Raw genomic sequence first — 12,524 nt, forward strand, 5'->3', positions numbered from 1 at the left:
TCTGAGTAGAAGAGTTAATACAAAAGAACATCTTTTTCCTTAGTGAATTACTTCTTACTCAGCACTATTTTAGGCTTTCCCAAACCGCCGCTCCCGTTGCTGGTAGGCACACAAGGCGCGGTGAAACTCAGCACGGTTAAAATCGGGCCACAGAGTATCCGTGATGTAAATTTCCCCATAAGCCATTTGCCAGAGAAGGAAATTTGAGAGGCGCATTTCTCCACTTGTGCGAATTAACAAATCTGGGTCAGCAATTCCGGCTGTGTACAAGTGGCTCTCAAACACCTGTTGATCAATTTCATCGGGTTGTAGCAAACCTTGCTGAACAAGCTTGGCGATCGCCTGACAAGCTTGTAAAATCTCCTGGCGTCCGCCATAATTAGTTGCTACGGAAAAGCGGATACCGCGATTATCCTTGGTTTCTGCCATTGAACGGGATATTTCTTGTTGGAGCGATCGTGGTAAGTCTTGCAAATTTCCCACAAACTTAATTTGCACATTCTCTTCGACCATTTCCCGGAGTTCTTGGCGCAAAACTCTTTGAAACAGAGTCATCAAAAAATCCACCTCTTCCTGCGGTCTTTTCCAGTTCTCTGTCGAGAAAGCATAAGCTGTCAGCGCCTGAATTCCCCAATCCTGACAACAGCGAAGTAAATCCTTGAGAGCATCTACTCCTCGCTTATGACCCATAATCCGGGGTAAACCCTGACGTTTAGCCCATCGACCATTGCCATCCATAATCACCGCAACGTGCTGGGGCAATAGTTCTCGTTTTAAGTCAGTAGGCAAATCTTGCAGTTTAGTTTGTTGTCCTGTCATTTTTTATCTCGAGAAGCGGTCGATGGTAATCTGAGTAAACGTGAAACTAGTGCTAGTGTCTTCCCACCTATCTGATGAACAAAACTCAATAAACCAGGAGCAACAGCTTCCCTATCGACGGTTGGGGACAAAAGAGCCTCTAATGACTCTTTCAGCTTTTTAATCGTCAGTGGTCTATTTAAGGTTCCCCGTTCCGCCAAGGAAATGGAACCCGTTTCTTCAGATACAACGACACAAATGCAATTTTCGACCCGCTCAGTAATTCCCATTGCCGCCCGGTGGCGTGTTCCCAACTGGCGCGAGGCTGTGCGTCCCGAAAGTGGTAAAATTATACCCGATGACACAATGCGTGAGCCACGAATCAATGTCGCTCCATCGTGTAACAAAGTTTTCGGCTGAAAAATTGTTTGGATCAGTTCTTTAGAAACTTCCGCATTTAGCTTTACTCCTGGCACAGAAAAATCTCGCTCATCAATTGGCCCTGTGGTTTCCAAAATTAGTAAAGCTCCAATACGGTTTTTTGACAATTCTTTAACAGCCTCGACAATTTCATCAATTACACTATCAGATTTGGGGATCGCCAAACGGTCGGGTTGAAACAACTGGCGGAATTCGCCACGCCCCAATTGCTCCAAAAACCGCCGAAACTCTAACTGTAGAGCAACTGCCATCGCCACAGCACAACCAATCACCAACTTTTCCAGTACAAAACTTAGCAGAAGTAGTCCTAATCTGCCACTTAGTGCTGAGGCTAGCATTAAGATAATAAACCCCCGCACCATCCACAGTGTCCGGCGCTCACTAATAATAACTAGTATGATGTACGTCAGCGCCAGCACTAAGACAATATCCAGAGTCCCAAGTAGCAAGGACTGTGACCATCCTAGGTTTGTCAGCCATTGCTTCCACCAATCTCTCATGACATCTGGATTACACTTTTGCCTCTAATTACAGTTAGTCATTAGTCATTAGTCATTAGTCATTAGTCATTAGTCATTAGTCATTAGTCATTTGTAATTAGTTCCTGGCTAATGAACGCCACTTGCTTTAACTCTCTTGAGCAGAGCAAGGCAGTGGCTCTTAATGACCAACAGAGAAGTCTGAGCCTCAAAAGCCGACCCTCTCTACGAGACCAAGGCGTAGCTTGCTTCTTTGCAGGAGTACGCGGACTCGCTCTTTGTGGTGCTATCCGTTGGCGCAGCCCGCCCCAGCGACAAGTCGGAGCGGCGGCTTGGGCCGTTGGCGCAGCGTCTGGTAGAGAGGAACGAGCGTTTGCAGGAGCGTCACTTTTCAAGACAGGCATCAGAACTTCGGGCACAAATGACTATTTCTTTAGTCTTTGTGGTAGGCGATCTTGTCGAATTAAGTCTTGATAAGTTTCACGTTGCAAAATTAAATTTGCTTCGCCATTCGCTACTACAACTGCTGCCGGTCGAGGCAAGCGGTTGTAGTTAGATGCCATACTGTAATTGTACGCACCAGTTCCCATAACGAGGAGAATATCTCCTGGTTCAGTCTTTGGGAGTAGGGCATTTTTAATCAGAATATCTCCTGATTCACAATGTTTACCAGCAATTGTGACTGTTTCGGTTAAGGAAGAAGACATTTTATTGGCAATCACTGCCCGATAAACTGATTGGTAAGTAATCGGGCGGGGATTGTCAGACATTCCTCCATCGATCGCCACATAGGTACGAATTTTTGGGATAACTTTGGATGAACCAACAGTATAGGCAGTAACGCAAGCTGTGGCAATTAGCGATCGCCCTGGTTCACTCAGCAATTTCGGCAAAGGCAGATTTTCGGCTACACAAGTTTCTTGGATCACTTCACAAATCGCCTTCACCCACTCTTCAATGCTAGGGGGATCGTCTGATTCTGTATACTTAATCCCTAAACCGCCACCAACATTTAACTCTGTCAAATTTAAACCAGATTTCGCGGCATCCCGCAGCCACTGCACCATGACAGCAGCCAAATCTTGATGCGGTTGGCGCTCAAAAATTTGGGAACCAATATGAGCATGTAACCCTACGCAGTTAAGGAAAGACTGTTTTCTGACAAAAGTAAATAATTCCTCTAACTCACTTGGATCAAAGCCAAATTTACTATCTAGTTGCCCCGTGCGGATATATTCATGTGTGTGACATTCAATACCTGGGGTTAGACGCAACAGGAATCGAGGATGTACAGAGGGGGAATTTGCCTTCTCGACAATTTCTACCAAAGTGCGTAACTCGTGCCAGTTATCCACCACAATAGTGCAACCGACTTCAGTGGCAAAAATCAGTTCTTCACGAGATTTATTGTTGTTATGAAGATAGATTTTCTCAGGATTGACACCTGCTTGCAGCGCGGTGTAAAGTTCACCGCCTGATGCGACATCGATTCCTAAACCCTCAGAGGCGGCGATCGCACAAACTGCTAAACAATTCCAAGCTTTTGAGGCGTACAATACTTGAGATTCGCCTTTGTAGTATTGCTTAAAAGCATCTCGGTATTGCTGACAAGCCGAACGCAGGGTTTCTTCATCTAAAATATATAAAGGTGAACCAAACTGCTTAACTAGGGTTGTGACATCACACCCACCAATTTCCAGGAGATCATGATCATGAACTCTGGCAGTCAAGGGTAAAAGTTCTTGATTAGGCGATGGATTTGGGCTGGTGTCGCGCCTTTGAGGTAAATATTGACTTCCAGAATGTTGAACCCCAGTGGGGTGAGTCGATACCATAACTATAAAACTTTTCCTTGTTCAAATTACGGGCTTTGAGTTCGTCTTTTGATTCCCAGTTTACAAAGGGTTTTTGACATACTCCCTGACCTAAAGGTACACGGATTATAGGCTCAAACAGCAATTGCAGGCTGTGCCTGTCTGACATCACCTAACCTAACAGTAGATGCCCCAACTGTTTTAATATTTTTAGCGGCGTTTTCATCCCGTCCATTCACTGATTGACAAGAAGGACAGCGCCACTCTCTGACGGACAAATAGAGACTTTCCAGGACGTGTCCACAATTGTTACAAGTCTTACTAGAAGGATACCACCTGTCCACATAGACGACTTGCTTACCTTTCTTTTTGGCAACCCATTCTAGAATTTGCAGAAATTCACCAAAGGCAAGGTCTGATATTTTCCGACCCCAAAGACGCTGCATTCCCTTAAGATTTAGGGTTTCAAAACAGAGTCCGTCAAACTTATTAGTTAGGGATAAAGCTAACTTCCAAAACCAATCACGCCTGCGATTAGAGACATTCTCATACTTGCGTACTAGGTTTTTCCTCGCATCTTCTCGGTTAGATGAACCAATGAGCTTTTTGGAATGATGCCTACTTGCTTTTTTGATGACATTGAGAGACTGCTTTAAGAAGTGGGGAGATTCAATCTTGGAACCATCTGAGCAGGTTAAAAATACTTTCAACCCAAAATCAAATCCCGCTATGTTACCAGTCGTGAATTTGATTTCTGGAAGAGGTGTATCGTCAACTACAATAACCATAAACAATTCACCTAATGGTGTGCGTTTAACGCTTAAGGTTTTGACTGTTCCCTCAATTTCTCTAGACTGACAAAATTGATAAATCCGATTCCCAATCTTGATTCGATTACCACCTAAAAATTTGTATCCTGCAATCTTTAGAGTGAATGATTTGTATTTTTTGACCTTCTTAAATCCTGGTGGTCTAACTCCCTTTTTATTGTGTTTAAAAAATAATTGGTAGGCTTTCTCAATGCGTTGACAAATGTCTTGCACTGCTTGAGAACCAACTGATTGCCAAAATGGGTTACGTTTCCGCAACTTAGCAATATGAGCCTGAAGTTTTGCACAATTCAAGTGTTTACCCCACATCCGGTGGTAGCGTTTGTGGAGAGCAATACATTTGTTATAGATTACCCCAGCCGCATTAATTGACCGCTTAAGATATCTATTCCGCTTGTGTTGATAGAACTTGAACTTCAGGGTTTTCATGCTAATATAGTACACTATATATACGTACTATTTTATGAAAAAACGATTAGATTTTAGGCTCGAAGAGTTTGAGCAAAAGATTCTTGAGGAATACTGCAAATCTTTTGGCAGAACAAAAACTGATATCCTCAGAGAATTGATTACAACCCTAAAGACAAAGAAAAAGCCGTCCTAGAAGTGCGTAGCTTCAAAACCCAATTTTCCGGTAATCTTATTCAATAAATGTGATCTCATTAGACTTAGAAATTCAATTACTGAAAACAGAGCATCTGAGTGCATTGTTAGAACTTGATCAAGCCTGTTTTGGCGGACTATGGACAATGGAGGGCTACCAACGAGAGTTGGACAGTCCCAACAGCGAGCTGCTGGGTTTATTTTCCCCTGTCTCTAATTCGAGACTGCTGGGAATGGGTTGCTTTTGGTCAATTTTAGAGGAAGCCCACATTACAATTTTGGCGGTTCATCCCCAATATCACCGTCAAGGAATGGGTGCGGCTTTATTATATTCACTCATTAAGACAGCTTGCGATCGCAAAATGGAGCGAGCTACCCTCGAAGTGCGAGCTTCCAACTTGGGGGCTATATCTTTATATCAAAAATTTGGCTTTAAAACAGCTGGGCGGCGTCGGCGCTACTACCAAGATAATGATGAGGACGCGCTGATTCTTTGGCTCCCAGATTTACAATACCCCCAATTTCAAGCAACTTTAGACCAGTGGTATACCATTATCAGCGATCGCCTGGACAAATCCTCTTGGCACTTGCTTTTTAAGTAGTTGGGGATGATTAATTTTAAATTATCGGGGCTAGCGATCGGCTTCAGCAAAAAAATGCAACTTTGCTGCAACTATTTATATTTGAATATCTTATCTAATTATATAAGTATATAATATAAATGTATATAGTGATTTTTTACTTGACCTGAAAAAATACATATGTTAAATATAAGTGTTTGGGATTGAGTAAAAAACTCTGAATGTCAGCAGTCAACTATTTGTAATAAATCCCAAAAAGGCTGGTGAACTAAAGCTCCTCAGTACACTAGCCAGATAAAAGTAGTCAAGAGTTAACAATTAGCCCATCAACCCAAGTCATAGCTTCAGGATGTCTATAATCTGTTATACAGGCATCCAAAAGCTTTGCCTGTGCTAAAATCAGCATACCGGCACGACCGCAGGTGATGGGAAAAATGCCATGTTTGAACGCTTCACAGAAAAAGCCATTAAGGTAATCATGCTGGCCCAAGAAGAGGCCCGCCGTTTAGGTCACAACTTTGTTGGAACCGAGCAGATCCTCTTGGGTCTGATTGGCGAAGGCACTGGAGTGGCCGCCAAGGTGCTGAAATCAATGGGCGTCAATCTCAAAGATGCCCGAATTGAAGTAGAAAAAATTATCGGACGGGGATCAGGCTTTGTTGCCGTGGAAATTCCGTTTACGCCACGGGCAAAGCGAGTTCTAGAACTCTCCTTGGAAGAAGCACGCCAACTGGGGCATAACTACATTGGCACCGAGCATCTGCTGTTGGGCCTAATCCGCGAAGGGGAAGGCGTAGCAGCCAGGGTGCTAGAAAACCTCGGTGTGGATCTATCTAAGGTAAGAACCCAAGTCATCCGCATGTTGGGAGAAACTGCCGAAGTTTCACCAGGCGGTTCATCCGGGCGCACAAAAACCCCGACTCTGGATGAATTTGGCTCAAACCTGACCCAGATGGCAATAGACAATAAGCTCGATCCGGTGGTGGGACGCGCCAAGGAAATTGAGCGGGTGATTCAGATATTGGGTCGCCGGACTAAAAATAACCCAGTACTGATTGGGGAACCAGGGGTTGGTAAAACAGCGATCGCTGAAGGTTTAGCTTCACGCATTGCCACTAAAGATGTCCCTGACATCCTGGAAGATAAACGCGTAGTCACACTGGATATTGGTTTGCTCGTAGCAGGAACCAAGTACCGGGGTGAATTTGAAGAACGCTTGAAAAAAATCATGGATGAAATCCGCTCTGCGGGTAATGTCATTCTCGTGATTGATGAGGTACACACCTTAATTGGTGCGGGTGCGGCAGAAGGTGCTATTGACGCAGCGAATATCCTCAAGCCAGCTTTGGCTAGAGGTGAGTTGCAATGCATCGGCGCTACAACCCTAGATGAATACCGAAAGCACATCGAGCGAGATGCAGCACTGGAGCGGCGTTTCCAACCAGTAATGGTTGGCGAACCTACAGTTGATGAAACAATTGAAATTTTGTATGGTCTGCGCGAACGCTACGAACAACACCATAAACTGAAAATCTCCGACGAAGCATTGGTGGCGGCGGCGAAGTTATCAGACCGTTATATTAGCGATCGCTACCTCCCAGATAAAGCCATCGACTTAGTTGATGAAGCTGGTTCTAGGGTACGTTTGATTAACTCCCAGCTGCCACCGGCAGCCAAAGAGTTAGACAAAGAGCTGCGTCAGATATTAAAAGAAAAAGATGACGCGGTGCGCTCTCAAGACTTTGACAAAGCTGGAGAATTGCGCGATCGCGAGATGGAAATTAAAGCCGAAATTCGGGCGATCGCTCAAAGCAAGACCAATGCAACTGGCACAGAAGGTGAAGAACCTGTAGTTACAGAAGAAGACATTGCCCACATTGTCGCTTCCTGGACTGGGGTACCGGTGAACAAACTCACCGAATCTGAATCTGAAAAGCTGCTGCACATGGAAGACACCTTGCATCAGCGTTTAATTGGTCAAGACGAAGCTGTGAGAGCAGTTTCACGAGCAATTCGTCGCGCTCGTGTCGGTTTGAAAAATCCCAATCGACCCATAGCTAGCTTTGTCTTCTCAGGGCCGACTGGTGTGGGTAAAACCGAGTTGGCGAAGTCCTTGGCTGCATACTTCTTCGGTTCCGAAGAAGCGATGATCCGCTTAGATATGTCGGAATACATGGAGCGTCACACCGTCAGCAAGCTGATTGGTTCGCCTCCTGGTTATGTTGGTTATAACGAAGGTGGTCAGCTGACCGAAGCCGTGCGGCGGCGTCCTTATACCGTGGTGTTGTTCGACGAAATCGAAAAAGCACACCCCGATGTATTCAATATGCTGCTGCAAATTTTGGAAGACGGTCGGTTAACCGATGCCAAAGGTCGCACGGTAGACTTCAAAAACACCTTGCTGATTTTAACTTCCAATATTGGTTCTAAGGTAATTGAAAAAGGCGGTAGTGGTATCGGCTTTGAATTTTCCGAAGATGCCAGCGAGTCAACTTACAACCGGATTCGCTCTTTGGTGAACGAAGAATTGAAGCAGTACTTCCGTCCAGAGTTCCTCAACCGACTCGATGAAATTATCGTCTTCCGTCAGTTGAGCAAGCCGGAGGTAACACAAATCGCCGAAATTATGCTCAAGGAAGTATTTGGTCGTCTGACCGACAAGGGTATCACCCTAGAAGTCACCGATCGCTTCAAGGATCGCTTGATCACTGAAGGTTACAGTCCCAGCTACGGCGCAAGGCCATTACGTCGGGCGATTATGCGCCTGTTAGAAGATAGCCTAGCAGAAGAAATTCTGTCTGGTCGTATCAAGGATGGCGATACTGCGATCGTTGATGTCGATGAAAATGGCGTTGTGCAAGTTAGTTCTCAACAGCGTCGGGAATTATTACCCCAAGGTGTTGAGTAAGATTTAGGGTTTGGGATTTAAGTCTCAGATTTAAAATTATAAAACGGTAGAGTATTTATTGCTCTACCGTTTTTTGTATGTGTAAAAAAATTAATAATACCTACTTTGCATCTGGTGGTGTAGTTATTATACTGGACTATTCTGGCTTACTCACATAGAGAGAACAATAATGGAACCTATTCTAAAAGGTCATTTCAATAATTTCAAAAAAGTATTTGAAATTGTTACTAGTAGTACATCTTCTGAAGAAGACAAAAAAAAAGATGCAAAAGCGTTTGAAAAATTTGTAAATTACGTTTTGTTAAGTTTAGACTACCCTGATATTTTTACAGCAGATGCAGAATTGTTAGATTTTGTCTGTATCGGTGGTGGTTACGACACTGGCATAGATGGAATAGGAATCAAGGTTAATGACAAATTAGTGCGAAATAGTGATGAAGTAAGCCAAATTACCCAAGTAAATAACAAAATAAATATTGAGTTTGTGTTTATTCAGTCCAAAATGCAGACAAAGTTTGATACTTCAGAATTTACCACCTTTGGAACTGGTGTAAAAAATTTTTTTCAGATGGTTACTTGACAGAAAATAGTAAAATTAAAGATTTTCGAGATATTAAAGACTTTATCTATTCTGAGAAAATAATTTCAAAACTTGAAAAAATTCCAAGTATTTATCTTTACTATGTCAGCACTGGAATAGAACCGACGGATGAAAACTTTAAGGGAAATCTGAAATTGCTCAACAAGGAACTTACAGAATGTGGATATTTTTTTGAAAATGTTGAAGTAAATGTTCTAGGTGGAAGGCAATTGATTAAATTCTGCCGAGAATTGGAAAATAAATTTGAAGTCCAGATGAATATTATTGATATTTTCCCTCTAATTGTAGACTCAAAGGCAGACGTTAAAAAAGCCTATGCTTTTACTTGTAATGCTTCAGAATTCCTGAAAATTTTGCAAAAAGAAGATGGAACATTGCGCCGCTCTCTATTCAATGATAATGTTCGTGATTATTTAGGTGCTAATGGAGCAGTAAATAGTGAAATTGAAAAAACGATAACAGATACTCCTGAAATGTTCTTGCTGTGCAACAATGGTATCACTATAGTCTGTAGTGATTTTGAGCAAGTTCGGGACAAATTAGTTAAAATCGAAAATCCTCAAATTGTTAATGGTTGTCAAACAAGTAATTCTCTTTTCAATCTTAAAGATACTTTAAATATTACAAAAGTACAGCTACTTGTCAGACTAATATCTACAGAAAATTTGAGTATATCAAACAAAATAGTTAGAGGAACAAATAAGCAAAATCAAGTTTTAGACGAAGCTTTTGAAGCTACACTTATCTTTCATCAAGAAACTTTAGAGCCATTTTTTCTGGCATTTGATAATGACGTAAAAATTTATTATGAAAGACGTGCTAAACAATATAATAATGACCCACTTATAAATAAAACACAAATAGTAAATTTGAGAGTTTTGACTCAAACATTTGTTGCTATAGGACTCCTATTTGATTTTTGAACAAATTAAGTACTAATCGAAAAGGCTTATTCCCTACTCCCCACTCCCTATTCCCTACTCCCAGCCCACGCAAGTCAGTTCAATAATCAAAGCGGATTACTATATGTTTCTCAATTCTCCTCATGATTCACACAGACACGAAGCTAAATTATTAGAAGAATTTACTGGGGAGAAAGAAAAACGAAAAATTTTCCGAGATGATCACAGCCCCTATCCGTACTACATTTCTGCTTTAACTTGGTACTTTTTTGAAAAATATTTTAGGGAAGAAAGGATTGATAAAAAGTACAGAACATATAAAGCACATCTTTATCTAATACTCAAGCATAGCGTTGGCGAATTTCCTCCCAAACAACTTATAAAGTCAAAAGGTCTGGATTACTATTGCGATAAGTTGTTACATATTTTGAAGGAGTCTCAGTTTGAAAATCAGATAGGAAAGGTATTGCAGGTTTTTGACGCAACACAAAGTCTATGGGCTGAAAGTAGAAGCGCCTATGGTATCAAAGACAATAAAGAATTCACTGATTTGCTTATCAAACAATCGCGTGAATATTTTATCCAAAATCAAGTTCCAACAACCGAAAAAGATGCTGAAACGATTTATTCAGGAACGATATTGACGATAAAAGGGGAAAATGAGCGTTGGTACGGTTTTATCAAACGTGGGTATCAATACGAAAATGTATATTTTAATAATCTCGCTTACAACGGAGATGTGGCAAAGTTAGTTCCTTATACAAAGGTGAAATTTGAAATGGCGAATAATGACAAACCCAACTTTGCAACAAATGTTAAATTGATAGATTAAACAATAAGCCTAACTAATCTGTGTCATCTCCCGCACAAGACCGAGTGAAGAATAACTGGGAATTTACAGAAGTATGGATAGATCTAATGTTATCCCCTCCATATATTCTTTTATTGCTTTGCGACAGTGAAGATAGCTGCCAAATTTATGATCCGGCGCAGGGTTATAAAGTTGTATTTTCTAGTAATGACTATAATGCAGCCAAATTATGGTTATTAGAAGATGAGTATGAACCAATTGAAGGTAGGCTTTTAGCTGCGGAATTGGTCTGAGTTACTAGAGAGTTTTTAGAGAATATGATTGAGAACGCTTACGTAAATCACATCACTTACGCAAGCGTTATAAGTGCCAACTAAGTTTCTTTAATGATATCTGTTACCTTTTTGCCTTCAATATTTTTGCGCGAAAGTAAATCTTTGACAAATTTGTTAGGCAATCATGTCACAATACGTCAATCTAAACCAATTACCCTACCCAAAGACTTAAGATTCACTATGAAGGATGCGATCGCCTTTCGCAGATGATTTCAGGTATCATTTACCGATATAATCAGTAGGGAAATCAAGTAAAGTGGATATGAAGCCCACAAACGAACAAACTCAGGGACTCTACAGGCTTTGTTATCGACTTACTAATGTCATTTACCCTGGATGGCCATACACAAACATCGAACTTGTTAGGGTAGATGAAGTACTGGAAACTTATACGTACTTGCTGGCGAAAATCTGGACTTTGAGATTAAACCAACCGGAGGGTATGAACCATGACAGTAGCTAAGTATGAAGCGATGAATCTCAATGAACTACGTCGCTATGTTCTCACTCACCGAGAAGATGTTGCAGCCTTCCACGTGTATATTGATCGCTCAAAATTTGAAGGGCAAATGATCAGCTTAGACTTGAATGATGAGAATTGGGAAGACAAAGTTAAAGAAGCAATTAAATATAGTTCCAATGCTATTCGTTGGTACTGCAATAATACACCAAAATATACTAAAGAAGCTCAGATAATTTCTGAATGGTGGAATCATTTAGATAATACATTTGTTACCAAGCATTATCTTACTGGAATAGAAATTGATCAAGCAACTGGAATCTGGGAACCAATTCAAATTAACCCGCCACTGCAAATACGCATTAGTGAACCAAGTCTAGAAATTGGTCAATTTACTACGTTGCTCAAATATAGAGGTCAAGATAACTCTATAAAACAAATAGAAGCCGTTGCTATTGACCTAGATATTGCAAAGCAAAACCTATTTGTTTGGCCGACTCAAGCAGCAGAGGTTTTTATTTTCTCAACAGAGGCTACTTAACATAATTGCATACTCGACTATTTTGTAGTTCCTAAGCTGTCACCTCAACTCGTGTATCAGCACTTCACATCTTTTCCAGCGTGTCTGTAAGTAGGTGGGCGCTAAAAAATACAACTAAATTAAGAAATGTAAATCGCTTAAAAGCTTATATTTAAAGCGTTTTTGATGCTTTACATAAGTTTATGTAGTTTGCTTTAATTGTGCCTACCTACTTATCTTCAATCAATCGACTGATTTAAAATCAGATGTGAAGTGCCTTTGTTGACCCATAATCGTGACGTATTTGCTGCGTATAAAGCTAGTTTGGGCTTCATTTGGGCTTAATTTTTGTTTATAGCAACCGAAGCATAGATTAGGACATAATAGAAGTAAATGACCTTCAAAAACAAATGCCAGCATCTTATAGTTACGATTTAAGAA

At 41.3% G+C, this 12,524-nt stretch carries 12 protein-coding genes and 1 pseudogene; 7 read left to right on the forward strand and 6 right to left on the reverse strand.

The window, feature by feature from the left end; translation table 11 throughout:
- Positions 1-69 precede the first annotated feature (69 nt).
- The 5 genes from PUQ00_RS22655 to PUQ00_RS22675 all read right to left on the reverse strand — a co-directional run bounded on the left by PUQ00_RS22655 (position 70) and on the right by PUQ00_RS22675 (position 4,791).
- Positions 70-819, reverse strand: a complete 750-nt coding sequence (locus PUQ00_RS22655) for an isoprenyl transferase (protein ID WP_300421052.1) — start codon at positions 817-819, stop codon at positions 70-72.
- Positions 816-1,739, reverse strand: coding sequence for a diadenylate cyclase CdaA (gene cdaA / locus PUQ00_RS22660; RefSeq protein WP_300421055.1), 924 nt, complete (start codon positions 1,737-1,739; stop codon positions 816-818). Before cdaA ends, PUQ00_RS22655 begins: the two co-directional genes overlap by 4 nt.
- 83 nt (positions 1,740-1,822) lie before the next feature.
- Positions 1,823-2,137: a hypothetical protein gene (locus tag PUQ00_RS22665; RefSeq protein WP_300421057.1), complete on the reverse strand. Its 315-nt coding sequence runs from the start codon at positions 2,135-2,137 to the stop codon at positions 1,823-1,825.
- Positions 2,138-2,143: 6 nt separating this feature from the next.
- Positions 2,144-3,553 carry a diaminopimelate decarboxylase gene (lysA, locus tag PUQ00_RS22670; protein WP_300421059.1) on the reverse strand — a complete coding sequence of 470 codons (1,410 nt, stop codon included), beginning with the start codon at positions 3,551-3,553 and terminating at the stop codon, positions 2,144-2,146.
- Between the two features lie 113 nt (positions 3,554-3,666).
- Positions 3,667-4,791 (reverse strand): transposase, encoded by a 1,125-nt coding sequence (locus PUQ00_RS22675; RefSeq protein WP_300421062.1) that lies wholly within the window; start codon positions 4,789-4,791, stop codon positions 3,667-3,669.
- A 224-nt stretch (positions 4,792-5,015) separates the two neighbouring features.
- On the opposite strand from PUQ00_RS22675, the gene rimI reads away from it, so the two are divergent.
- From rimI to PUQ00_RS22710, 7 genes are all read left to right on the forward strand, one after another.
- On the forward strand, positions 5,016-5,567 hold the full coding sequence (gene rimI, locus PUQ00_RS22680) for a ribosomal protein S18-alanine N-acetyltransferase (RefSeq protein ID WP_300421064.1): 552 nt from the start codon (positions 5,016-5,018) through the stop codon (positions 5,565-5,567).
- A gap of 418 nt (positions 5,568-5,985) precedes the next feature.
- Positions 5,986-8,454, forward strand: a complete 2,469-nt coding sequence (locus tag PUQ00_RS22685; RefSeq protein WP_300421065.1) for an ATP-dependent Clp protease ATP-binding subunit — start codon at positions 5,986-5,988, stop codon at positions 8,452-8,454.
- A 169-nt stretch (positions 8,455-8,623) separates the two neighbouring features.
- Positions 8,624-9,034, forward strand: a complete 411-nt coding sequence (locus PUQ00_RS22690) for a hypothetical protein (RefSeq protein WP_300421067.1) — start codon at positions 8,624-8,626, stop codon at positions 9,032-9,034.
- On the forward strand, positions 9,031-9,978 hold the full coding sequence (locus PUQ00_RS22695) for an AIPR family protein (protein WP_300421069.1): 948 nt from the start codon (positions 9,031-9,033) through the stop codon (positions 9,976-9,978). The genes PUQ00_RS22690 and PUQ00_RS22695 overlap by 4 nt, the downstream gene beginning before the upstream one ends.
- 103 nt (positions 9,979-10,081) lie before the next feature.
- Entirely contained in the window at positions 10,082-10,789 is a 708-nt protein-coding gene (locus PUQ00_RS22700) for a hypothetical protein (protein ID WP_300421071.1), read from the forward strand.
- Positions 10,790-10,875: 86 nt separating this feature from the next.
- A complete protein-coding gene (locus PUQ00_RS22705) occupies positions 10,876-11,061 on the forward strand; it encodes a hypothetical protein (RefSeq protein WP_300421074.1) in 186 nt (61 codons plus the stop codon).
- Between the two features lie 491 nt (positions 11,062-11,552).
- On the forward strand, positions 11,553-12,104 hold the full coding sequence (locus tag PUQ00_RS22710; RefSeq protein ID WP_300421076.1) for a hypothetical protein: 552 nt from the start codon (positions 11,553-11,555) through the stop codon (positions 12,102-12,104).
- 222 nt (positions 12,105-12,326) lie between these two features.
- Here PUQ00_RS22710 and PUQ00_RS22715 read toward each other — a convergent pair.
- Positions 12,327-12,524 (reverse strand): annotated as a pseudogene (locus tag PUQ00_RS22715) (hypothetical protein); the annotation flags it as partial.

Origin of the sequence: Nostoc sp. S13 (assembly GCF_029379315.1) — a bacterium.
Classification (GTDB): Bacteria; Cyanobacteriota; Cyanobacteriia; order Cyanobacteriales; family Nostocaceae; genus Nostoc.

Excerpts from the sequence above, each read along its gene's own strand:
- PUQ00_RS22655 (WP_300421052.1), bottom strand. The coding sequence starts at position 819 with ATGACAGGACAACAAACTAAACTGCAAGATTTGCCTACTGACTTAAAA.
- cdaA (WP_300421055.1), bottom strand. The coding sequence starts at position 1,739 with ATGAGAGATTGGTGGAAGCAATGGCTGACAAACCTAGGATGGTCACAG.
- lysA (WP_300421059.1), bottom strand. The coding sequence starts at position 3,553 with ATGGTATCGACTCACCCCACTGGGGTTCAACATTCTGGAAGTCAATAT.
- PUQ00_RS22675 (WP_300421062.1), bottom strand. The coding sequence starts at position 4,791 with ATGAAAACCCTGAAGTTCAAGTTCTATCAACACAAGCGGAATAGATAT.
- PUQ00_RS22685 (WP_300421065.1), top strand. The coding sequence starts at position 5,986 with ATGTTTGAACGCTTCACAGAAAAAGCCATTAAGGTAATCATGCTGGCC.
- PUQ00_RS22690 (WP_300421067.1), top strand. The coding sequence starts at position 8,624 with ATGGAACCTATTCTAAAAGGTCATTTCAATAATTTCAAAAAAGTATTT.
- PUQ00_RS22700 (WP_300421071.1), top strand. The coding sequence starts at position 10,082 with ATGTTTCTCAATTCTCCTCATGATTCACACAGACACGAAGCTAAATTA.
- PUQ00_RS22705 (WP_300421074.1), top strand. The coding sequence starts at position 10,876 with ATGTTATCCCCTCCATATATTCTTTTATTGCTTTGCGACAGTGAAGAT.
- PUQ00_RS22710 (WP_300421076.1), top strand. The coding sequence starts at position 11,553 with ATGACAGTAGCTAAGTATGAAGCGATGAATCTCAATGAACTACGTCGC.